The sequence below is a fragment of the Streptomyces sp. x-80 genome (assembly GCF_046549095.1).
Taxonomy (GTDB): domain Bacteria; phylum Actinomycetota; class Actinomycetes; order Streptomycetales; family Streptomycetaceae; genus Streptomyces; species Streptomyces celluloflavus.
Map to the genome: position 1 here is coordinate 159838 of NZ_JAJPWM010000003.1, position 21519 is coordinate 181356.

General features: G+C 73.2%; 16 protein-coding genes and 1 pseudogene. 9 read left to right on the forward strand and 8 right to left on the reverse strand.

The window, feature by feature from the left end:
- Positions 1-77: 77 nt before the first annotated feature.
- Complete coding sequence (locus tag ACLJWH_RS06270; RefSeq protein ID WP_411140573.1) at positions 78-659, reverse strand: hypothetical protein; 582 nt, start codon at positions 657-659, stop codon at positions 78-80.
- Positions 660-988: 329 nt separating this feature from the next.
- On the opposite strand from ACLJWH_RS06270, the pseudogene ACLJWH_RS06275 reads away from it, so the two are divergent.
- Together ACLJWH_RS06275 and ACLJWH_RS06280 are read left to right on the forward strand one after the other, a co-directional pair.
- Positions 989-1675, forward strand: a pseudogene (locus tag ACLJWH_RS06275) (DUF998 domain-containing protein); the annotation flags it as partial.
- Positions 1676-1917: 242 nt separating this feature from the next.
- Entirely contained in the window at positions 1918-2760 is an 843-nt protein-coding gene (locus ACLJWH_RS06280; RefSeq protein ID WP_411140885.1) for an alpha/beta fold hydrolase, read from the forward strand.
- A gap of 102 nt (positions 2761-2862) precedes the next feature.
- Here the strand turns inward: ACLJWH_RS06280 and ACLJWH_RS06285 are convergent, their stop codons facing one another.
- From ACLJWH_RS06285 to ACLJWH_RS06295, 3 genes are read right to left on the reverse strand one after another with little or no spacing between them, the layout of a single operon-like run.
- Positions 2863-3507, reverse strand: a complete 645-nt coding sequence (locus tag ACLJWH_RS06285) for a hypothetical protein (protein WP_411140574.1) — start codon at positions 3505-3507, stop codon at positions 2863-2865.
- A 26-nt stretch (positions 3508-3533) separates the two neighbouring features.
- Positions 3534-4472 carry a WXG100 family type VII secretion target gene (locus ACLJWH_RS06290; protein WP_411140575.1) on the reverse strand — a complete coding sequence of 313 codons (939 nt, stop codon included), beginning with the start codon at positions 4470-4472 and terminating at the stop codon, positions 3534-3536.
- Positions 4469-4804 (reverse strand): hypothetical protein, encoded by a 336-nt coding sequence (locus tag ACLJWH_RS06295; protein ID WP_411140576.1) that lies wholly within the window; start codon positions 4802-4804, stop codon positions 4469-4471. The genes ACLJWH_RS06290 and ACLJWH_RS06295 overlap by 4 nt, the downstream gene beginning before the upstream one ends.
- A 330-nt stretch (positions 4805-5134) precedes the next feature.
- On the opposite strand from ACLJWH_RS06295, the gene ACLJWH_RS06300 reads away from it, so the two are divergent.
- Entirely contained in the window at positions 5135-6496 is a 1362-nt protein-coding gene (locus ACLJWH_RS06300) for a glutamine synthetase family protein (RefSeq protein WP_052860383.1), read from the forward strand.
- A 23-nt stretch (positions 6497-6519) separates the two neighbouring features.
- The gene (locus ACLJWH_RS06305; protein WP_411140577.1) at positions 6520-9543 is read left to right on the forward strand and encodes a bifunctional [glutamine synthetase] adenylyltransferase/[glutamine synthetase]-adenylyl-L-tyrosine phosphorylase; all 3024 of its coding nucleotides are present in this window, start codon (positions 6520-6522) and stop codon (positions 9541-9543) included.
- Between the two features lie 24 nt (positions 9544-9567).
- Here the strand turns inward: ACLJWH_RS06305 and ACLJWH_RS06310 are convergent, their stop codons facing one another.
- Positions 9568-10179, reverse strand: coding sequence for a TetR/AcrR family transcriptional regulator (locus ACLJWH_RS06310; protein ID WP_411140578.1), 612 nt, complete (start codon positions 10177-10179; stop codon positions 9568-9570).
- 242 nt (positions 10180-10421) lie between these two features.
- Between ACLJWH_RS06310 and ACLJWH_RS06315 the strand changes: the two genes are divergently transcribed.
- Positions 10422-12026 carry an APC family permease gene (locus ACLJWH_RS06315; RefSeq protein ID WP_411140579.1) on the forward strand — a complete coding sequence of 535 codons (1605 nt, stop codon included), beginning with the start codon at positions 10422-10424 and terminating at the stop codon, positions 12024-12026.
- Between the two features lie 34 nt (positions 12027-12060).
- On the forward strand, positions 12061-13713 hold the full coding sequence (locus ACLJWH_RS06320) for an amidohydrolase (protein WP_411140580.1): 1653 nt from the start codon (positions 12061-12063) through the stop codon (positions 13711-13713).
- Between the two features lie 596 nt (positions 13714-14309).
- Here the strand turns inward: ACLJWH_RS06320 and ACLJWH_RS06325 are convergent.
- The 3 genes from ACLJWH_RS06325 to ACLJWH_RS06335 all read right to left on the reverse strand — a co-directional run bounded on the left by ACLJWH_RS06325 (position 14310) and on the right by ACLJWH_RS06335 (position 18062).
- Complete coding sequence (locus ACLJWH_RS06325) at positions 14310-15158, reverse strand: phosphatase PAP2 family protein (protein ID WP_411140581.1); 849 nt, start codon at positions 15156-15158, stop codon at positions 14310-14312.
- 127 nt (positions 15159-15285) lie between these two features.
- Positions 15286-16335, reverse strand: coding sequence for a LacI family DNA-binding transcriptional regulator (locus ACLJWH_RS06330; protein ID WP_411140582.1), 1050 nt, complete (start codon positions 16333-16335; stop codon positions 15286-15288).
- 53 nt (positions 16336-16388) lie between these two features.
- A complete protein-coding gene (locus ACLJWH_RS06335) occupies positions 16389-18062 on the reverse strand; it encodes a glycoside hydrolase family 13 protein (RefSeq protein WP_411140583.1) in 1674 nt (557 codons plus the stop codon).
- A gap of 357 nt (positions 18063-18419) precedes the next feature.
- Here ACLJWH_RS06335 and ACLJWH_RS06340 point away from each other — a divergent pair, with 357 nt between their 5' ends.
- Genes ACLJWH_RS06340 through ACLJWH_RS06350 form a run of 3 tightly spaced genes read left to right on the forward strand, consistent with a single transcriptional unit; the run spans position 18420 to position 21519 of the window.
- Complete coding sequence (locus tag ACLJWH_RS06340; RefSeq protein WP_411140584.1) at positions 18420-19739, forward strand: extracellular solute-binding protein; 1320 nt, start codon at positions 18420-18422, stop codon at positions 19737-19739.
- Complete coding sequence (locus ACLJWH_RS06345; RefSeq protein ID WP_411140585.1) at positions 19736-20671, forward strand: carbohydrate ABC transporter permease; 936 nt, start codon at positions 19736-19738, stop codon at positions 20669-20671. The genes ACLJWH_RS06340 and ACLJWH_RS06345 overlap by 4 nt, the downstream gene beginning before the upstream one ends.
- A gap of 2 nt (positions 20672-20673) precedes the next feature.
- Positions 20674-21519 carry a sugar ABC transporter permease gene (locus ACLJWH_RS06350; RefSeq protein WP_411140586.1) on the forward strand — a complete coding sequence of 282 codons (846 nt, stop codon included), beginning with the start codon at positions 20674-20676 and terminating at the stop codon, positions 21517-21519.

Below are 21519 nucleotides of genomic sequence, written 5' to 3' on the forward strand. Positions count from 1 at the left end.
TGAGGGTGTCGGTGGTGGTGTGGCGGAAGGGGCACGGGGCCGTGGACGCGCGCAGGCGTCGGCGGCCGGGTGCGCTCCTACACGCGCAGCACCGACAGTCGGGCGAGGAGCTTGTGGCGCGGTGGCGGCGGCAGCGGCCGCAGACCGCGCAGCAGACGGGCCCGGAGGGCGGCCGACACACCCGTCTCCGCCTGCCCGAGCAGCAGGCCGACGCCGAGCAGGACCAGTAGCGCCGTCGCCCAGACGGAGAGCACGGCCCGGCAGACCGTGCCGGGGTCCATCGCGCCGCCGCCGCTGACCCCGTCGGAGACGGCGAGCGCGGTCGGGTACGCCGGCGGGTGTGCCGCTGTGGTGATCGGCTTCGGTGTGGTCGTCGCCTCCGTGGCGAGGGGCCCCGACGCGGCGACCGGCCCCGCCGGCACGGGCGCCGCCGGACGGTCCGCCGGCCGCGCAGCCATCGGCATCGGCACCGGCGCCGTCATCGGCCCGGTCATCGCCCTCGGCTCCGGTGCCGGGCGGCCCGCCGCGGTGAGGGTCTCGTGTCCGCCGTGCCCGTCCGTCGGATGCCCGAAGGTGTGCATCGCGACGATCCCGGCGATCAGCGCCGCGAACAGCAGCAGCCGACCGCACCACGCGGCGGCCTTCCCCTGCTCACACATGGCGGACCTCTCGGCGGGACGTACGGACCGGCGGGCGTCACGGGCCCACGGACGAACGGACTCGCGGGCGTACGGACGGCATACGTACGGACGGCATACGGACGCACGGGCCCGCGGACTTTGGTGCGCCCCGCGACTCCGGCGCACCCTACCCCCGCGGGGTATCGGCCTCCGAGGGTGGGCCCCCGACGGCCGCGCCGCGCGGCGATGCGGCGCTCTTTGTGCCGCTATCACCGCATTGGCGTCGGCGGTCTGCCTATCCTGGGCCTCTCGCGCCACCGGCGTTCCCGGCGCTCTGCGTGCCCCGCCGGGTCCACCCGACCACCAGGATGTCCGTGACCCCGACCAGCCCCCTCCCCACCCGCCGCCGGGCGGCCGCCGTACTGCTGCTGCTCGGCGCCCTCGCCTACACCGCCTGGGTCCTGGAGGTGGTGGTCTCCACCGGCCTCAACCCGGTGGAGGCGTACGTCAGCGAGCTGGCCGCCGTCGATCAGCCGCTCGGCGGGCTGTTCCGCGCCACCGACCTGGTCGCCGGGCTGCTCGTACTGGCCGGTGCGGTGACCGCGCTGTTCACCCTGGAGCGCCGGCCGTGGGCGACGGCGGGCTGGGCCGCGCTCGCGCTCTTCGGCGCGGCCACCGCCCTCGACTCCCGGCTGCCGCTGAGCTGCGCGCCGACCAGCGACCCGGCGTGCGCGGCCCGGGAGACCGCGGGCCTGGTGCCGGCCACCCACACCGCGCACGCCATCAGCAGTTCGCTCGCCATGGTCGGCGCGCTCGGCGCCATAGTCCTGCTGACCGTCGCCGCCCGCCGCTACGACCGGTGGCCGGCGCTCGCCCGCTACGGGCCGCCGCTGGTACTGGCCGAATTCGCCGCCACGGGCTGGACGCTGGTCTCGGTCGCGGCCTTCACCGCGGGCCAGGGCACCTGGGCCCTCGGCGTCGGCCAGCGCCTCCAGGTCCTGCTGGTCGCCCTCTACATCGCGATACTCGCCGGGTGCGTGGCACGGAACGGGCGTGCGCTGGGCGGCGGGGGTGCGACCGGGGAGCGTACGGCGGGGGCAGGGGCGCCGGGCCGGGCGGACCGGGCGGCCCGTACGGAACCCGGGCAGCCCCCGGCCCCGGCCTCCGGCGACATCCCCGCACCACCTCCCGGCCGCGACCCGGGAGCGGGCCGATGAGCCGCGCCGGCCGCACCCGTCACGCCGGCCGCACCCGTCACGCCGGCCGCACCAGCCGCGTCGGCCGCGCGCCCGGCCGGATGCTGCGGGTGGGCGGCGTGCCGCTGCACGTCCTGAGCGAGGGCGCCGGCCCGGTGTGCGTGCTCACCGGCGGGCTCGGCCTGGCCTGGTACGACTGGGACGCGGTCGCGGCGCTGCTCGCCCCGCACCGTACCGTCGTCCGCTTCGACCGGCCCGGCCTGGGCCTGAGCGCCCCCGCGCCGGAGCCGCCCACGGTCGCCGCCGAGGCGGACCGGATCGCCCAACTCCTCGATGTGCTCGGCCACTTCGGGCCCGCCGCCGTCGTCGGCCACTCGCTCGGCGGGTTCCACGCCGAGGCGTTCGCCCGCCGGTATCCGGACCGCTGCGCCGGCCTCGTCCTGGTCGACACCAGCGTCGAGGAGGACCCGCGGCCGCTGCTGCCGCGCGCGGTCCGTACCGCCTGGGCGGGCGGCCTGGCGGGCGCGCTGTCCGCCGCGGGCGTGCCGCGCGCCCTCGGCCCGGCCGCCCGCCGCCTGGTCACCCGCGCCGCGACCCTCGGCAACCATCCGCCGCACCCCTGGGAGCGCGCCGGGTACCGCACCAGCCGGGTGCTGCGCGCCTGCGCCCTGGAGCACGCGACCTACGGCTATCAGGCCGCCGAACTCGCCGCGCTCCGTCCGGGCCACCCGCTGCCCGCCGTACCGGTGACGGTCCTGGCGGCGTACGACGGCAGCGAGACGGCGCGCGAACTGCGCTGGCTGGAGCGGCAGCGGGCACTCGCCGCGGAACTGGGCGGCCGGTTCACGGTCGCCGCCCCCGCCGGGCACCTGGTGATGGCCGACGCACCGGAAACGGTCGCCCGCGCCGTCCTGGAGCAGGGCCGACCAGGTCAGCGGGGCTGACCGCACCGGCGGGGCCGACCGCTCCGCGACGTGGCGGCCGGGACCACGACGCGACGGCGCCCCTCGGCCCGGACGTGTCCCGGGACCAAGGGGGCGCCGGGCTCACCCCGCCGACAGCAGACGGCCGAGCAACGGCCCCTCGCGCAGGTCATCGGCCTTCAGGGCCAGCCAGGAGCCGTCGGCGAAGGCGATGTCCGCCCGTCCCTTGTGGCGCGGCGGAGGCGGCTCGCGCCGCAGGGCGTACTGCCCGCGCGGCACCTCACCGAGCAGCTCGGCCGCGTGCTGGTCCGGCATGGCCGGATCGCTCAGCAGCAGCAGTCGCTGATCGGTGAAGGCCAGTGCGAGACGCTCGTTGTCGTAGCCCGGGATGTCACTCGTGCCCGTGCGGGTGGTGACGGCGAACCAGCCCGCGGCGCTCTCCCAGCCCCCTTCCCAGACGCGCCCCCGGAAGATCCGGCGCAGCCCGCGCCAGGTGTGATGCGCCCCCGCCTCCAGCAGACCGCCGGGGATGGAGCACACCCACATGACGGCGGCCACCGGGATGAAGATCCGTTCCCATCCCCGGAACCGCGCCTTCTGCACCGCCTCCGGCTTGGGCCTGCAGTGGCGTTTCGGGATGGTCTCGGGCGCCAGCGGGTCGAGCTTCACGGACAGTGCGCCGTACAGCACCTCACCCGGCCGCAGCAGACCGGCGGTGTGCGTGATGAGCCAGGCGTCCCGCTCCGGGACGACGGGTGTGGGGTGCATGTCCGTCTCTCTGTCGGCCCCGGCGGTCAGCCGAAGGTGTCCTCGATGCTGCCCTTGGGGACGCGGTACGGCGCGGGTTCCGGCGGGCGGCCGCCGTCCATCGCCTCCTTGCCGAAGTGCTCGGCCGCCTCTTCGGCCTTGCCCTTGTAGTCACCGGTGAGGCCGGTGACGGCGTTGACGAGGGGATCCGTGCCGTGGCCGCGGATCTGGCTCGTGACCGCCCTGTGGGCGGCCCAGTCCCTGAACGTCTGCTTGCGTTTGCCCATGATCCCGCCCGCCTTGCGCAGCGTGGCCGCGACCTCGCGCGCCTCTTTGAACGATGTCGCTCCGCTCTTGAACTCCTTGACGGCCTTCATCAGGTCCCGCAGCGTCTTGGCCAGTGTCGTGGAGACCTTCTCCACCCGGGCGAGGAAGACCGCCACCTCCGCCTCGGCGACCAGTCCGTCCACCACCGTGGCCAGGCCGAGCGTCAGGATGTCGGTGATCACCATCGCGGCCAGCGACATCGCCGCCCACTCGATCGCCTCGCGGATGATCGCGACGATCGCGTCCTCGGCGAACTTGCACTCCGCGGCGGCCTGGCTCAGGATCTGCGCCGTCCGGCCCATGTCCTTGCCGGTGTCGTCGAGCGCGTCGACGATCTGGCCCATCCCGCGGCCGAAGCCGTCCGACGCGTCGCCCTCCCAGTGCTCGGGGAGCGAGCGTGCCGCCGACCGCAGTTCCTCGGCCACCTTGTGCAGCGCCTCGCCCTGTGCCCGCCACTCCTGGGCCGCGGCGGTCAGCTGCGTCGGCATGCCGGTGACCTTTTCGAGCTCGTCCATCAGCCCGATCTTGTCCAGGAACCACCGGATCGCGTCGTCGAGCCCGGCGTCGATGCCGTGCTCCTCGCTGCTGTGGATCTCCTGGATGTCGGGGAGCTGCTCGATCTCCTTGTCGACCCAGGCGTACGCGGCCGTCACGCTCATACCGGCACGCTCCCGCCGCCCGCGCCGCTCCCGCCGAAGCCCTCCTGGAGGGCGTACTCGTTGGCGACGTAGGCGCCGGCCATCGCGCGCAGGCTCTCCGCCGCGCTCTGGAGGATGCCCGTCAGGTCGTGGATGTTCTGCTGTGCCGCCGTGGCGTGCTCGTTGTAGGAGGTGTGCAGCTCGTCGGATTCCGGCAGTTTGCCGAAGGCGCCCGACGGTATCTCCACATGTGCCAGCGCCAGCGCGATCCGCGGGATCGCCTCCTGCTGCTGTTCGGTGGCGCCCGCACAGCTGAACAGCGCGTCCGGATTGGTCTGGAATCCCTGTCCCATGCCCCGTTGTCCCCCTCGGCCGGGCCCGTCCGGGCCGCGCAGCCCGTGGCCCGCCCCCAGGCTAGGGATCTCATGACACGGACCCGTCAATGAGCGGTCAACGGAGCCTCAGGTACCCCCCAAGTCTGGCCCAAGCCTCCGTCTGCGGCCATCCGGGGGCGCTGAGAGTGTCCGGCGGGGGAAGGATTGCCGTGGGGGTAACGGGCCGACGGTTCTGATTCCGGCCAAGGGTGCGTAATGTGACGGTAACCCCCTCACGTGATACTGGTGTGCCACACGTGTTTTTCCTGCGCGTGGACGGGCCGAATGACCTGCAAGGATTGGTGACCCATGGACAAGCAGCAGGAATTTGTGCTCCGAACGCTGGAGGAGCGCGATATCCGCTTCGTACGGCTGTGGTTCACCGATGTTCTCGGGTTCCTCAAGTCCGTGGCGGTCGCCCCGGCGGAGCTTGAACAGGCATTTGACGAGGGCATCGGCTTCGACGGCTCCGCGATCGAGGGATTCGCCCGAGTGTACGAATCCGACATGATCGCCAAGCCGGACCCCGGCACCTTCCAGATCCTGCCGTGGCGCGCCGAGGCCCCCGGCACCGCCCGGATGTTCTGCGACATCCTGATGCCGGACGGTTCCCCCTCCTACGCCGACCCGCGCTATGTCCTCAAGCGCATCCTGGCCAAGACCTCCGACCTCGGGTTCACCTTCTACACCCACCCCGAGATCGAGTTCTTCCTGCTCAAGGACAAGCCCGTGGACGGCCAGCGGCCGACCCCCGGCGACTCCTCGGGCTACTTCGACCACACCCCGCAGAACGTCGGGATGGACTTCCGCCGGCAGGCCATCACGATGCTGGAGTCGATGGGCATCTCGGTGGAGTTCAGCCACCACGAAGGCGCCCCCGGCCAGCAGGAGATCGACCTGCGGTACGCCGACGCGCTGTCCACCGCCGACAACATCATGACCTTCCGGCTCGTGATGAAGCAGGTCGCGCTGGAACAGGGCGTACAGGCCACGTTCATGCCCAAGCCGTTCTCCGAGTACCCCGGCTCCGGGATGCACACCCACCTCTCGCTCTTCGAGGGCGACCGCAACGCGTTCCACGAGTCCGGCGCCGAGTACCAACTCTCCAAGGTGGGACGGTCGTTCATCGCCGGACTGCTGCGCCACGCCGGCGAGATCTCCGCCGTCACCAACCAGTGGGTCAACTCCTACAAGCGCATCTGGGGCGGCGCCAACCGCACCGCGGGCGCCGGCGGCGAGGCCCCCTCGTACATCTGCTGGGGCCACAACAACCGCTCCGCGCTCATCCGCGTCCCGATGTACAAGCCCGGCAAGATGGGCTCCACCCGCGTCGAGGTCCGCTCGATCGACTCGGGCGCCAACCCGTATCTGACGTACGCGGTACTGCTCGCCGCCGGCCTCAAGGGCATCGAGGCGGGGTACGAGCTGCCGCCCGGCGCCGACGACGACGTCTGGGCGCTCTCCGACGCCGAGCGCCGCGCCATGGGCATCGAACCGCTGCCGCAGAACCTCGGCGAGGCCATCGACCTCATGGAGCGCAGCGAACTGGTCGCCGAAACCCTCGGCGAGCACGTCTTCGACTTCTTCCTGCGCAACAAGAAGCAGGAGTGGGAGGAGTACCGCTCCGAGGTCACCGCGTTCGAGCTGCGCAAGATGCTGCCGGTTCTCTGAGCCCCCCCGAGAGGCGGCCCGCCATGGCACTACCCGCTCCGCAGGGACGGCGGAGCAGCGCCTTCACCCGGCTGCTGAGGCACGGTTTCACCCAGCCCTCGGCGGCCGGACTGCTGCTCGATGCCCCCGAACTCGCCCCCGTACGCGATGACTCGGTGCTGCTCGAAGCGCTCGGTGCCACCGCGGACCCCGATCTGGCGCTGCTCGGCCTGGTCCGTCTGGTGGAGGCCCAGGACCCGGACGACCAGCAGGAGCTGCTGAGCACCGTCGTCGCGGCGAAACCGCTGCGCGACCGGCTGCTGGGAGTGCTGGGCGCCTCCGAGGCGCTCGGCGACCACCTCGCCCGGCACCCGCACGACTGGCGGTCGCTGGTCACCTACGAGTCGGCCGATCTGCACCCCGGCACCGCGGAGTTCGAGGAGGCGCTCGCCGAGGGCATCTGGGGCGAACGGGGCGCGGACCGCACCCGCGCGGACGCGCTGCGGGCCGCCTACCGCAGGTGTCTGCTGGGCATCGCGGCCCGCGATGTGTGCGGCACCACCGATGTCGCCGAGACCGCGGCGGAACTGGCGGACCTGGCCACCGCCACGGTGCGCGCCGCCCTGGAGATCTCCCGCGAGGAGCAGCCGGGCGACGCGGCCGTCTGCCGGCTGTCCGTCATCGGCATGGGCAAATGCGGCGGCCGCGAGCTGAACTACGTCTCGGACGTCGACGTCATCTTCGTCGCCGAGCCGAAGGAGGGGGTGGAGGAGGCCGCGGCGCTCCGGTCCGCCACCCGGATAGCCTCCCGGATGATGCGGGTCTGCTCGGACATCACCGCCGAGGGCACCATCTGGCCGGTGGACGCCAATCTGCGCCCCGAGGGCCGCAACGGCCCGCTCGTCCGCACCCTGAGCAGCCACCTCGCCTACTACCAGCGCTGGGCCAAGACCTGGGAGTTCCAGGCGCTGCTCAAGGCCCGCCCGATGGCCGGCGATCCGGAGCTGGGACGCGCGTATGCCGAGGCGCTCTCCCCGATGGTCTGGCAGGCCGCCGAGCGGGACAACTTCGTCGCCGACGTCCGGCAGATGCGCCGCCGGGTCGTCGAGAACATCCCCGCCGACCGGGTCGACCGGGAACTCAAGCTCGGCCCCGGCGGGCTGCGCGACGTCGAATTCGCCGTCCAGCTCCTCCAGTTGGTGCACGGCCGCAGCGATGCGACGCTGCGCAGCGCCACCACCCTGGAGGCGCTCGGCGCGCTCGCGGCCGGCGGCTACGTCGGGCGCCAGGACGCCGCCGCGCTGGACGCCGCCTACCGTTTCCTGCGCACCCTGGAGCACCGCATCCAGCTCTACCGGATGCGCCGTACACATCTGATGCCCGAGGGCGACGCCGATCTGCGCCGGCTGGCCCGCTCGCTGGGCATGCGCACCGAGGCGGTGGACACCCTCCGCAGGGAGTGGAAGTGGCACGCCCGCGAGGTGCGCCGCCTCCACGAGAAACTGTTCTACCGGCCGCTGTTGGACGCCGTCGCCCATCTCGACCCCGGCGAGACCCGGCTGTCCGCCAAGGCCGCGGGCCACCGCCTCGAAGCGCTGGGCTACGCGGACCCGGTGGCCGCGCTGCGTCATCTGGAGGCACTGGCCTCAGGTGTCACCCGCAAGGCCGCGATTCAGCGTACGCTGCTGCCCGTGCTGCTCTCCTGGTTCGCGGACTCCGCCGACCCGGACGCCGGACTGCTCAACTTCCGCAAGGTTTCCGACGCGCTCGGCAAGACCCCCTGGTATCTGCGCCTGCTGCGCGACGAGGGCGCCGCCGCCGAGAACCTCGCCCGGGTGCTCTCCGCCGGACGGCTCGCCCCCGATCTGCTGCTGCGCGCCCCCGAGGCGGTCGCCCTGCTCGGCGCCCCCGACGGCCTGCGGCCGCGCGGCCGGGCCGCCCTGGAGCAGGAGGTGCTGGCCGCGGTCGGCCGCGCGGACGGCGCCGAGGCGGCGGTCGCGGCGGCCCGCGGGGTGCGCCGCCGGGAGCTGTTCCGCACCGCCGCCGCCGACCTGATCGGCGCGTACGGCACGGAGGGCAGCCCGGCGGAGAAGGACCACGGGCACGCCATCGACGTCGTCGGCTCCGCCGTCTCCGACCTGACCGCCGCCACCCTCGCCGGCGCGCTGCGGGCCGCCGTCCGCGAGCAGTGGGGCGACACCCTGCCCACCCGCTTCACGGTGATCGGCGTGGGCCGCTTCGGCGGCCACGAGCTGAGCTACGGTTCGGACGCCGATGTGCTCTTCGTGCACGAACCCCGGGAAGGCGCCGACGAGCACGAGGCCGCCAAGGCCGCCCGCGCCGTCGCCGACGAAATGCGCCGGCTGCTCCAACTCCCGTCCGCCGACCCGCCGTTGCCGATCGACGCGGACCTGCGCCCGGAGGGCAGGTCCGGCCCGCTGGTGCGCACCCTCGCCTCGTACGCTGCCTACTACCGCCGCTGGTCGCTGGTGTGGGAGGCGCAGGCGCTGCTGCGCGCCGAACCGGTCGCGGGCGACGCCGGGCTGGGGCAGCGCTTCCTCGATCTGATCGATCCGCTGCGCTATCCGGTCGAGGGCCTCGGCGAGGACGCGATCCGTGAGATCCGCCGGCTCAAGGCCCGGATGGAGTCCGAGCGGCTGCCGCGCGGCGCCGACCCGACCACCCACACCAAGCTGGGGCGCGGCGGTCTGAGCGATGTCGAGTGGACCGTCCAGCTGCTCCAGATGCGGCACGGCTGGTGCGTCCCGGGGCTGCGCACCACCCGCACCCGCGAGGCGCTGGCCGCCGCCCATGCCGCCGGGCTGGTCGGCACCGAGGACGCGCAGACCCTGGACGAGGCGTGGGTGCTGGCGGCCCGGGTGCGCAACGCCGTGATGCTGGTCCGGGGCCGCCCCGGCGACACCTTCCCGGTGGACGGCCGGGAGCTGGCGGCGGTCGGCCGCTACCTCGGCTACGAGGAGGGCCACGTCGGGGAGATGCTCGACGACTACCGCCGCATCACCCGGCGGGCGCGGGGCGTGGTGGAGGAACTCTTCTACGAGGGGTGAGCGGCCCGGCGGCCGGCGCCCGCCCTACGGCCGTCCGGCCGCCATCGCGCGGACCCGCTCCAGGACGCCCGCCAGCGACAGCTCGAAGGCGGTGTCGGCGCGCGCGGGGCCGGTGGCGGCGAGCGCCCGCGCCAGCCGCGGGGCGGCCCGCTCGTCGGCGACCTCCCACATCGTTTCCGGGGCGGCCAGATCCAGCGCCGAGCCCAGCACCACGTTCTCCAGCGCCGCGATGACCGGAATGACGGTGGGCGGCGCGAAGCCCGCGTCCAGCAGCAGCCCGGCGGCCCGCTCGTACTGGGCCAGGACCTTCGGCGCCCGCACCGGCGACGCGGTGAGCAGCGGGATCGCGCGCGGATGGGCGGCGAAGGCGGCGCGGTAGGAGCGCGCCCAGGACTCCAGGGCCGCGTCCCAGGGGGCGACGTCGAGTGCCGAGGTGTCGATGGCCTCGGCCACCCGCTCCCGCAGCAGCTCGATCACCCCGGCCCGGCCGTCCACATGGTGATACACCGAAGCGGTCTGCACACCGAGCGACCGGGCTATCTGCGGAACGCTGAACTCGCCCTGCGCGTCGACGAGTCGCAGCGCCGTCGTGGCGATCCGCGCCCGGTCCAGCAGCGGTTTGCGCGGCCTCGCCATGTTGTCGCTCCCACCCGTGAGGTCTTCCCGAATCGTACGGGCGGGGCTACATTGCAGAAACCGAAAGTCTTTAGGTTCCTGCTCCGGCTCACGGTTCCTGCCCCCCATGTCCTGCTCGCGGTCCGGTGGGCGTCGTCAACGACGAGGCCCCCGGCGGCTGCCGCCCGCGCCGTGCCACCCGTACACGCGCCCGGCGGGCCGCCGTCCGCGCTCCGCCTCCCCCGCAGAAGGGCACCAGCGCCATGGCCGTAGCGCCCGAGACCCGAGACGGGTCGCCGACGCGACCGTCCGGCCCACCCGGCTCAGCCGGCTCCTCCGACGTCCCGCCGCCGCCCGCCGGCACGCTGCGCCGCGGCACCCTGGGCGTCGCGGACATCGCCTTCTTCGTCATCTCCGCCGCCGCCCCGCTCACCGTCATGGCCGGCGTCGCCCCGCTCGCCATCGGCGCCGGCGGTCTCGGCGCCCCCGTCGGCTACCTCCTCGCCGGTGCCACCCTCGCGCTCTTCGCGGTCGGCTTCACGACCATGGCCCGCCACGTCCGCAGCGGCGGCGGCTTCTACGCCTTCATCACCCGCGGCCTCGGCCGCCCGGCCGGCTTCGGCGCCGCCACCGTGGCGCTGCTCGCGTACAACGGTATGCAGATCGGCGTCTACGGACTGCTCGCCACCGGCACCCAGGACGCCCTCGAAGCGCTCTGGGGCATCCACGTCCCCTGGCCGCCGATCGCCGTCGCGGGCGTCTTCGTGATCTGGTTCCTCGGCTACCGCAGTATCGACTTCGGCGCCAAGGTCCTCGGCGTCCTGCTGCTCGCCGAGACCGGCATCCTCGTCCTGCTCGCCGGGGGAGTGCTGCTGCGCGGCGGCGCGCACGGCCTCAGTCTGGACTCCCTGGCCCCCGGCAACGTCCTGGTGCCCGGCACCGGCGCGGTCCTCGCCTTCGCCTTCGCCGCCTTCACCGGCTTCGAGTCGACCGCCATCTACCGCCGCGAGGCCCGCGATCCGGCCCGCACGATCCCGCGCGCCACCTATATCGCGGTCGCCTTCCTCGGGCTCTTCTACGCCTTCACCGTCTGGATCGTCATCCAGGCGGTCGGCAGCGACGAGATCGTCCGGGCCGCCGTCCACGACCCGGCCGGTCTCTTCTTCACCGCGACCACCCAGTACGTCGGCACCTGGGCCGCCGACCTGATGCACGTCTTCATCGTCACCAGCATCCTCGCCTCCCAACTGGCCTTCCACAACGCGATCAACCGCTACGGCCTCGCGCTCGCCCGGGAGGGCGTGCTGCCCGCCGCGCTCGGCCGCGTCCACCGCCGGCACGGCTCGCCGTACACCGCCGGTGTGGTGCAGAGCGCCCTCGCGCTCGTCGTCGTCCTCGGCTTCGCCGTCGCCGGCGCGGACCCCTACCAGCAGCTGCTGCTGTGGATGAACACCCCGGGAATGCTGGGCCTGCTGGCGCTCCAGGCGGTCACCGCCGCCGCCGTGCCGCTGTACTTCCGGCGTTTCGCCCACCGGGAGGGCGCGCTGCGCACCCGTATCGTGCCGATCGCCGCCACCGTCCTGATGGCGGGCGCCCTCTGCCTGGTCATCACCAAGATCGACCTGATGACGGGCGCACCGTTGGCCACCAACGCCGCCCTGGTCCTCACCGTCCCCGCCGCCTTCGTCCTCGGCCTGCTCCTCGCCCGCCGGCTGCGCCGCACCCGCCCCGCGGTCTACGCGGGCTTCGCGGCGGAGCCGCCGGGGGAGGCGGAACCGGCGGACGAGGAACGGCCGGCGCCGGCACCGGCCGCGGCGGAACGGGCGGCGCCCACCGGGCCGCCCGCCGCCACCCCGCCCGCCCGCTGACCCCCGATCCGCCCGCCTCGTCCAAGGAGCCCCCGTGCCGACCGTGCCCGCCGCGTCCTCCCCGCTCACCACCGCCGACACCGTCCTGACCGGTGCGCGGATCCGCACCCTCGATCCCCGGCGGCCCTGGGCCGAGGCCGTCGCCGTCAAGGACGGCACGATCGCCGCGGTCGGCGACGAGCGGGACGTACGGGACTGGCGGGGCGCGGCGACCGAGGTCATCGACCTGGCGGGGGCCACCCTCACCCCCGGCCTGGTCGACGGGCACAGCCACCCGGTCTGGGGCGTCGAGATGTCCACCGGCCTCGACCTCTCCGGCTGCCACGACCTCGACGGGCTGCGCACCGCCCTCGCCGCCGCCGCCCGCGCGCTGCCCCCGGGCGGCTGGGTGACCGGCTGGGGCCTGGACCACAACGTGTTCGGCGACCGGCCCGTCCACCGCGACCTGATCGAGGACGCGCTCGGCGGCGCGCCCGCCTTCCTCCGGCTCTACGACGGCCATTCGGCGCTGGCCGACGGCCGCGCCCTGGCGGCCGCCGGGATCGACGGCCCGCGGGAGTTCGCCCAGCGCGCCAGCGTGGTCTGCGACGCCACCGGCCGGCCCACCGGGCATCTCGTGGAACACGCCGCCATGGACCTGCTGCTGCCCGTCCTGCCGCGCCCCTCGGCCGCCGACCGGCGGGCGCGGCTGCTCGCGCTGCTCGGCGAGATGGCCGCGGCCGGGCTGACCGGCGCGCATGTCATGGACCTCCAGGACCCGGACGCCCTGCACCTGCTGACCGGTATCGAGGCGGACGGCGACCTCCCGCTGCGGCTGCGGCTCGCGCCCTGGTGCATGCCCGGCGTGGACGCCGACGGCCTCGACCACCTCGTCGCGCTCCAGCGGCTCACCGGCCGGCGCTGGCGGGTGGGCGGGGTGAAGTTCTTCATGGACGGCACCGTCGAGGGCGGTACGGCCTGGCTGGAGCGGGCCGACTGCCACGGCCAGGGCACGGAGGCGTTCTGGCCGGACCCCGCGGCGTACACCCGCGCCGTGCATCACCTGGACCGCGCCGGGGTCCGCACCGCCACGCACGCCATCGGCGACGCCGCCGTCCGGCACGTCCTGGACACCGTCGAGGCGCTCGGCGCCGACCGGGCGCCCGGCCGCTACCGGCACCGCATCGAGCACATCGAGACCGTGCCGGACGAGCAGCTGCCACGGTTCGCCGCCCTGGGCGTCGCCGCCTCCATGCAGCCCACCCACACCGCGTACACCCGCGCCGACCACACCGACGCCTGGTCGCAGCGGGTCGGCACGGAGCGGGCGGAGCGGGCCTGGCGGTGCCGCGATCTGCGGGACGCGGGCGCGGTCCTGGTCCTCGGCTCCGACTGGCCGATCGCGCACCACGATCCGCGCCAGGTCCTGGCCACCGCCCGGCTGCGGCGCCCCGCGGGCGAGACCGGCACCGCACCGGTCACCCCCGGCCAGGCGCTGACCGGTCTGATGGCGCTGGAGGGCTGTACGTCGCACGCCGCGCTGGCGGCCGGCGAGGAGGCGGTGGCGGGCCGGATCGCCCCCGGCTACCGGGCCGATCTCACGGCCCTGGGCGTCGACCCGGTGACCGCCCCGGCCGACGAGCTGGGCACCGCCCCCGTCCGGCTGACGATGACCGACGGCCAGATCACCCACCGGGCGGTGGGATAGCCCCCGGCCACCGGGCCGCCCGGTCGGGAGAGGCGGAGAGGCCGGGCGCGCACCGTCGGGCGCACCCGGTTCCTTGCGCTGGTCGAGTGCGGCGGATGTGGTGTCGGTCGGTTCGCGCCCGCGCCCCATCCCGCCCCGCCCCGTCCGCGGCCCGCCGTCAGGTGAGCGCGCTCCGGGCGTCGGGGTACCGGGCCAGTCCGTGCGGCAGGGTGCCGTACCAGGTGCGGGCCGGGGCGAAACTGGAGGTCAGGCAGGGGTTGCCGCCGAGACCGTCCGGAGAGACCGAGAGGCCGGGCGCGCACCATCGGGCGCACCCGGCCCCTTGCGCCGGCCGCTTCGCGCCCGCGCCCCGTCCTGTCCGCGTTCCGTCCGCGGCCCGCCGTCAGGTGAGCGCGCTCCGGGCGTCGGGGTACCGGGTCGGCCTGTGCGGCAGGGTGCCGTACCAGGTGCGGGCCGGGGCGAGGCTGGAGGTCAGGTAGGGGTTGCCGCCGAGACCGTCCGGAGAGACCGAGAGGCCGGGTGCGCACCATCAGGCGCACCCGGCCCCTTGCGCCGGCCGCTTCGCGCCCGCGCCCCGTCCCGTCCGCGGCCCGCCGTCAGGTGAGCGCGCTCCGGGCGTCGGGGTACCGGGCCAGTCCGTGCGGCAGGGTGCCGTACCAGGTGCGGGCCAGGGTGAAGCCGAAGGTCAGGCAGAGGATGCCGCCGAGGGCGTCCAGCCAGAAGTGATTGGCCGTGCAGACGATGACCAGCAGCGTCGTGGTGGGGTAGAGCAGACCCAGAGTCTTGGCCCACCAGGGCTTGGCCAGCAGCGCGATGGTGATACCGCACCACAGCGACCAGCCGATGTGCATCGACGGCATCGCGGCGTACTGGTTGGACATCGAGGCGAGGTTGCCGGACGCCAGCGAACCCCAGGTGTCGTGCACGATCACGGTGTCGATGAAGCCGCCGCCGGTCATCAGCCGGGGCGGCGCCAGCGGGTAGAAGTAGTAGCCGACCAGGGCCACCCCGGTGGTGGCGAACAGGGCCAGCCGCGCCGCGGCGTAACGGCCCGGATGCCAGCGGTAGAGCCAGATCAGCACCCCGATCGTCATGATGAAGTGCAACGTCGCGTAGTAGTAGTTCATCGAGACGATCAGCCACGTCAGCGAGTTCACCGCGTGGTTGATGGAGTGCTCCACGGCGATGCCCAGGGTGTGCTCCGCCCGCCAGATCCAGTCGGCGTTCTCCAGCGCCTTGGCCTTCTGCTCGGGCACGGCGTTGCGGATCAGCGAATACGTCCAGTAGCTGACCGCGATCAGCAGGACCTCGAACCAGAGGCGGGGCGCCCGGGGCGCCCGCAGCCTGGCCATCAGGCCCCCGCCCGGCGGACTGTCCGCGCTCTCCCCGTTGGGTGGCGGGGTGTCTGGCCGGCCTTCCAAAGTCCTCACATGCGCTTCACCCATAGGCAGACAGTCTGCCAGAAAGCGGTGTACCGCCGATCATCCTTCGGTCGGGTATTCGATGTCCCGCCTCAGACGTACGGGGAGCGGCCGGCGTAGATCTCGCGGGGGAGACCGTCCCGGCCGCCCCTTAAGGGACCCGGGGCGGTGCGGGGCTCGCGGCGGCGTCCGGGGCTGAGGCGGTGGAACCGCGCACCACCAGCTCGGGGAGGAAGACGAACTCGCTGTGCGGGGCGGGGGTGCCGCCGATCTCCTCCAGGAGGGCGCGCACCGCCGCCTGCCCCATCGCCGGCACCGGCTGGCGGACCGTGGTCAGCGGCGGGTCGGTGAAGGCGATGAGCGGTGAATCGTCGAAGCCGACGACGGACACCTGGCGCGGTACGTCCAGACCGCGCTGCCGCGCCGCGCGGACCGCCCCGAGCGCCATCATGTCGCTGGCACAGACGACCGCCGTGGCACCCCGGTCGAGCAGCGCCCCGGCCGCGGCCTGGCCGCCCTCCAGGGTGTACAGCGAGTGCTCGACGAAGCGCGCGGCCTCGGCCGGCCCGAGGCCCAGCTGCTCGTGCACGCTGTGCAGAAAACCCTCGATCTTGCGCTGGACGGGCACGAACCGCTGCGGGCCGAGCGCCAGCCCGATGTGCCGGTGGCCGAGCGCCACCAGATGCGTCACGGCCAGCTGCGCCGCGGCCCGGTCGTCGGGCGAGACGAACGGCGCCCGCACCCGGTCGGAGAAACCGTTGATGAGGACGAACGGCACACCCCGGGCGCGCAGCCGCTCATAGCGCTGCATATCGGCGGAGGTGTCGGCGTGCAGCCCCGAGACGAAGATGATGCCGGCGACCCCGCGGTCCACCAGCATCTCCGTCAGCTCGTCCTCGGTGGAGCCGCCCGGTGTCTGGGTCGCCAGCACCGGGGTGTAGCCCTGGCGGGTCAGCGCCTGCCCGATGACCTGGGCGAAGGCCGGGAAGATCGGGTTCTCCAGCTCCGGCGTGATCAGTCCGACCAGCCCCGCGCTGCGCTGCCGCAGCCGCACCGGCCGCTCGTAGCCCAGCACGTCGAGGGCGGCCAGCACCGACTGGCGGGTGGTGGCGGAGACGCCGGGCTTCCCGTTGAGGACCCGGCTGACGGTGGCTTCGCTGACACCCGCCTGCGCTGCGATATCGGCCAGCCGGGCGGTCATGGGTGGGACTGTACCGTTCACCAGTCGGATTGCCCACCGGATGTTTCCGCCCGTCAGACCGCCCACCAGACGCAGCTGTCGCCCGGCAGGAAGGCCGCCCCGTCCCGCACCGTCACCGGCGCGCTGGCCAGCAGCGGGCGGCCGGGCAGCGGGAGTTCGACGGGCCCGCCGAGGGTGTTGACGGTGCACAGCACACCGGGGCGGGCGAACGCGAGCACGCCCTCGGGCGCCGGCCGCCAGCTCAGCTCCCCGTCGCCCAGGCCCGGCAGCTGCCGCCGCAGGCCGAGGGCGGCGCGGTAGAACTCCAGGGTGGAGGACGGGTCGCCGTGCTGCGCCGCGACGGAGAGCGCGCCCCAGTCGGCGGGCTGCGGCAGCCAGCTGCCGCCGGGCCCGAAGCCGAACGGCGGCCGGCCGTCCGACCAGGGCAGCGGCACCCGGCAGCCGTCGCGGAAACCGTCCTGGCCGCCGGCGCCGGACGCGCCGTCGGGGGCACCGTCGGCGCCGGCGGCGGGCCGGCCGCGGAAGAACGCCGGGTCCTGGCGGACCTCGTCGGGCAGGTCGGTCACCTCGGGCAGGCCCAGTTCCTCGCCCTGGTAGACGTAGGCGGAGCCGGGCAGCGCGAGCATCAGCAGGGTGGCGGCGCGGGCCCGCGGCAGGCCGCCGCCCAGGCGGGTGCGGTGCCGTACGACGTCGTGGTTGGAGAGCACCCAGGTGGTGGGGGCGCCGACCGAGGCGGTGGCGGCCAGCGAGGCGTCGATGACCGTACGCAGCGCACCCGCCCGCCAGTCGGCGGTCAGGAACTGGAAGTTGAACGCCTGGTGCAGCTCGTCGGGGCGGACGTACAGGGCCAGCCGCTCGGGGGAGGGGGCCCATGCTTCGGCGACGCCGATCCGCTCGGCCGGGGGAGTCCCCTGTCCCGGGACGGCGGAGTAGCTGTCCAGCAGCCGGCGCCAGGAGCGGTGGATGGCGTGCACCCCGTCCTGGTCGAAGAACGGCAGCACCTGGTTGCCGATCAGCTTGGCCTGTTCGCCGTGGCCGATGTCCGGCAGGCCCGCCGCCTTGACCATGCCGTGCGCGACATCGACGCGGAAGCCGTCCACGCCGAGGTCCAGCCAGAAGCGCAGGATCGCGGCGAACTCCTCGTGCACGTCCGGGTTGTCCCAGTCGAGATCGGGCTGCTCGGGGGCGAAGAGGTGGAGGTACCAGTCGCCCCGGTCGGTGCGGGTCCAGGCCGGGCCGCCGAAGACCGACTCCCAGTCGTTGGGCGGGAGTTCGCCGTGCGCGCCCTTGCCGGGCCGGAAGACGTAGCGCTGCCGGGCCAGTTCGGGGTCCTGGAACCACGGGTGCCGGTCGGAGGTGTGGTTGGGGACGATGTCCACGATGACGCGCAGCCCCAGACCGTGGGCCGCGCGGATCAGCTCCTCGGCGTCCCGCAGCTCGCCGAAGAGCGGGTCGACGGCGCGGTAGTCGGCGACGTCGTAGCCGCCGTCGGCCTGCGGTGAGGCGTAGAACGGCGTGAGCCAGACGGCGTCCACGCCCAGCTCCGCGAGGTACGGCAACCGCTCGCGCGCACCGCGCAGATCGCCGATGCCGTCGCCGTCGCTGTCGGCGAACGAGCGGACGTACACCTGGTAGATGACGGCGTCGCGCCACCATCCCGCGGCTCGGCCCGGTTCGGGCGCCCGGCGGGCGGTGGTGGGGGTGGGGGAAGTGAGCTCCTGGGTCATCTGCCGTCCCTGTCGAGGTCGAGAGTGGTGGCCGAGGGGTCGTGGCCGGGGATAGCTGAGCGGGGATCGCCGGGTGGCGATCGAGGGGTGGGGATCGCGGGGTGGTGATCGAAGGGCGGGGACCGGGCGGCCGGGGCCGGGGGACGATCCCTCGTCACGCAATCAACGCTCGGGCGGGCACGGGGTGACGGTGCGGGGGCACGGGCGGGACGCCCGCCGCGCGGGCGCACTTCCGGCCGGGCCCACTGCAACGGATTCCTGGTTTCTTGCAGCAATTTTCCGCAAGGTCTTTCGGTTTGCCTTGCCGCGCTGTTACGTTCCTGACCGCCATCTCAGGCGATTCCCCAAGGAGTTCACATGCGGCGTGGCATACCTGGCATACCTGGCAGACGCGGCACACACGGCATACGCGGCGTGACGGCCATGGCGCTGGTGGCGGGTCTGGCCCTGACGGCGACGGCGTGCGGTGGCGGCGGCGGTGACGGCGAGGCCGCCGCCGGGGGCGAACTGTCCGGCACCGTCACCTTCTGGGACACCTCCAACGACGCCGAGAAGGCGACGTACCGGAAGCTCGCCGAGGGGTTCCAGAAGGAGCACCCCAAGGTCCACGTCACCTATGTGAGCGTGCCGTTCGGCGACGCCAACGCCAAGTTCAAGAACGCGGCGGGCGGCGGTTCCGGTGCCCCCGACGTGATGCGCACCGAGGTCGCCTGGGTCGCCGACTTCGCCAACCTCGGCTACCTCGCCCCGCTGGACGGCACCCCCGCACTCGACAAGACCGAGGACTACCTCCCGCAGGCCCTCGGCAGCACCGAGTTCAACGGCAAGACCTACGCCGCCCCGCAGGTCATCGACACCCTCGGGCTCTTCTACAACAAGAAGCTCCTCAAGGACGCGGGCGTCACGGTGCCCAGGACCTTCCCCGAACTGACCGCCGCCGCAAAGAAGATCAAGGAGAAGACCGGCGCCACCGCCCTCTACCTGCGCGGTGACGACCCCTACTGGTTCCTCCCCTACCTCTACGGCCAGGGCGGCAACATGGTCGACGCCCGCGACAAGATCGTGCTGATCGACGACGACGCCGGCGTCAAGGCGTTCCGGACCATCAAGGACCTGGTCGACTCCAAGGCCGCCGTCACCGACGCCACCGACGGCCAGGAGAACCAGCTCAAGGCCCTCAAGGACGGCAGCGTCGCGATGGCCGTGGACGGCCCCTGGGACATCGAGGGCGCCCGCGCGGGCAAGGCGTTCAAGGGCCCCGAGAACAAGGACAACCTCGGCGTCGCCCCCGTCCCCGGCGGCTCCTCCCAGGGCTCCCCGCAGGGCGGCTGGAACCTCTCCGTCTACGCCGGTTCGAAAAACCTCCAGGCGTCCTACGCCTTCGTCAAGTACATGAGCTCCGCCCAGGTCCAGCAGCAGACCACCGAGCAGCTCAGCCTGCTGCCCACCCGCAAGTCCGTCTACGACGTGCCGGCCGTCAAGAACAACGAGATGGTGAAGTTCTTCAAGCCCGCCGTGGACAGCGCCGTCCAGCGCCCCTGGATCGCCGAGGGCAACTCCCTCTTCGAGCCGATCAAGGTCCAGATGAACAAGGTCCTCACCGGTTCCGCCACACCCGAGCAGGCCGCCAAGGCCACCGGTGACGCCTACCGGAAGCTGCTCAAGGACTACAAGTGACCCTCGCCGCACGGGTGCGCAGGACGTTCGGCACCCACTGGTACGCCTGGACGATGGTCGCCCCGGTGGTACTCGTCATCGGCGTGATCATCGGCTACCCGCTGGTGCGCGGCCTCTTCCTCTCGTTCACCGACGCCAACGAGGCCAACGTCGAGCGCACCATCGGCGTCAACCACATCCCCGCCACCTACGAGTTCACCGGCCTCGACAACTACCGGGCGGTCCTCTCCGACGGCCTCTTCTGGGACCGGCTCGGCTGGACCGTGCTGTGGACCGTCGCCTGCGTCGCGCTCACCTTCCTCATCGGCCTCGCGCTGGCGAACCTGCTCAACCGCACCCTCCGGGGCCGCACCTTCTACCGGCTGGCGCTGATCCTGCCCTGGGCCATCCCCGCCTTCATCTCCGTCTTCACCTGGCGGATGCTCTACAACGAGAAGAACGGCATCCTCAACAAGCTGCTCTCCGGCGGCGGTATCGACGCCGTCCCCTGGCTCAACGACCCCACCTGGGCCAAGCTCTCGGTCATCGCCGTCAACGTCTGGCTGGGCGTCCCCTTCATGCTCGTCGCGCTGCTCGGCGGCCTCCAGTCCATACCGGGCGAGCTGTACGAGGCCGCCGAGATGGACGGCGCCGGGCCCTGGCAGCGGTTCCGCAACATCACCGTGCCCGGTCTGCGGGCGGTGAGCGGCACCGTGATCCTGCTCTCCACCATCTGGACCTTCAACATGTTCCCGGTGATCTTCCTGCTCACCAGGGGCGGGCCGGGCGACGCCACCGAGATCCTGGTGACCTACGCCTACCGGCTCTCCTTCGTCGACAGCCCCCGCGACTTCTCCCGGTCCGCGGCCTGGGGCGTGCTGATCCTGGTGCTGCTCTCACTCGTCGCGGCGGGCTACCGCCGTTCGCTGCGCAAGCAGGGAGAGGTGTGGTGACCATGTCCCGCGCACCCCACCGGCGCAACCGGCGTACCCCGCTGGCCTCCGCCGGGCTCCATCTGGCCCTTCTGATCGCCGCCGCCGTCGCGGTCTTCCCGCCGCTGTGGCTGCTGGTGACCTCCTTCAAACCGCGCGACGACGCCTTCTCCACCGACCTGGTCACCCACTTCACCCTCGCCAACTACACCCATGTACTGGCCGATACGGAGTTCCTGACCTGGTTCAAGAACTCCGTCTTCATCGTCGGGGTGACCACCGTCCTCGGCGTCTTCATCGCGGCCACCACCGGCTACGCCGTCAGCCGCTTCCGCTTCCCCGGTATGCGCCCGCTGATGTGGCTGCTGCTGATCACCCAGATGTTCCCGGTCGCGGTGCTGATCGTGCCGCTCTACAACCTGATGGCGAGCCTGGGCCTGCTCAACCAGCCCGCGGGCCTGATCGTCACCTACCTGACCATCGCCGTCCCGTTCTGCGCCTGGATGATGAAGGGCTTCTTCGACACCATCCCGGTGGAGATCGACGAATCCGGCCGGGTCGACGGGCTCAACCCGTTCGGCACGTTCTGGCGGCTGGTGCTCCCGCTGGCCCGCCCCGGGCTCGCCGTCACCGGCTTCTACACCTTCGTCACCGCCTGGGCCGAGGTCGCCTACGCCTCCGCCTTCATGACCGGTGAGGAGAACCTGACGCTCGCCGGCGGCCTCCAGACCTTCGTCAACCAGTACACCAACGACTGGGGATCGATGACCGCCGCGGCCGTGATCATCGCCGTGCCCGCCGCCCTGGTCTTCTCCTTCGCCCAGCGCCACCTCGTATCCGGACTGACCGCCGGCACCACCAAGGGATGA

What these genes read in the sequence shown, in the direction of transcription:
- ACLJWH_RS06350 (WP_411140586.1), top strand. Translation starts at nt 20,674, where the DNA reads ATGTCCCGCGCACCCCACCGGCGCAACCGGCGTACCCCGCTGGCCTCC.
- ACLJWH_RS06315 (WP_411140579.1), top strand. Translation starts at nt 10,422, where the DNA reads ATGGCCGTAGCGCCCGAGACCCGAGACGGGTCGCCGACGCGACCGTCC.
- ACLJWH_RS06290 (WP_411140575.1), bottom strand. Translation starts at nt 4,472, where the DNA reads ATGAGCGTGACGGCCGCGTACGCCTGGGTCGACAAGGAGATCGAGCAG.
- ACLJWH_RS06325 (WP_411140581.1), bottom strand. Translation starts at nt 15,158, where the DNA reads ATGGGTGAAGCGCATGTGAGGACTTTGGAAGGCCGGCCAGACACCCCG.
- ACLJWH_RS06340 (WP_411140584.1), top strand. Translation starts at nt 18,420, where the DNA reads ATGCGGCGTGGCATACCTGGCATACCTGGCAGACGCGGCACACACGGC.
- ACLJWH_RS06270 (WP_411140573.1), bottom strand. Translation starts at nt 659, where the DNA reads ATGTGTGAGCAGGGGAAGGCCGCCGCGTGGTGCGGTCGGCTGCTGCTG.
- ACLJWH_RS06310 (WP_411140578.1), bottom strand. Translation starts at nt 10,179, where the DNA reads ATGGCGAGGCCGCGCAAACCGCTGCTGGACCGGGCGCGGATCGCCACG.
- ACLJWH_RS06295 (WP_411140576.1), bottom strand. Translation starts at nt 4,804, where the DNA reads ATGGGACAGGGATTCCAGACCAATCCGGACGCGCTGTTCAGCTGTGCG.
- ACLJWH_RS06285 (WP_411140574.1), bottom strand. Translation starts at nt 3,507, where the DNA reads ATGCACCCCACACCCGTCGTCCCGGAGCGGGACGCCTGGCTCATCACG.
- ACLJWH_RS06305 (WP_411140577.1), top strand. Translation starts at nt 6,520, where the DNA reads ATGGCACTACCCGCTCCGCAGGGACGGCGGAGCAGCGCCTTCACCCGG.
- ACLJWH_RS06300 (WP_052860383.1), top strand. Translation starts at nt 5,135, where the DNA reads ATGGACAAGCAGCAGGAATTTGTGCTCCGAACGCTGGAGGAGCGCGAT.
- ACLJWH_RS06280 (WP_411140885.1), top strand. Translation starts at nt 1,918, where the DNA reads ATGCTGCGGGTGGGCGGCGTGCCGCTGCACGTCCTGAGCGAGGGCGCC.
- ACLJWH_RS06330 (WP_411140582.1), bottom strand. Translation starts at nt 16,335, where the DNA reads ATGACCGCCCGGCTGGCCGATATCGCAGCGCAGGCGGGTGTCAGCGAA.
- ACLJWH_RS06335 (WP_411140583.1), bottom strand. Translation starts at nt 18,062, where the DNA reads ATGACCCAGGAGCTCACTTCCCCCACCCCCACCACCGCCCGCCGGGCG.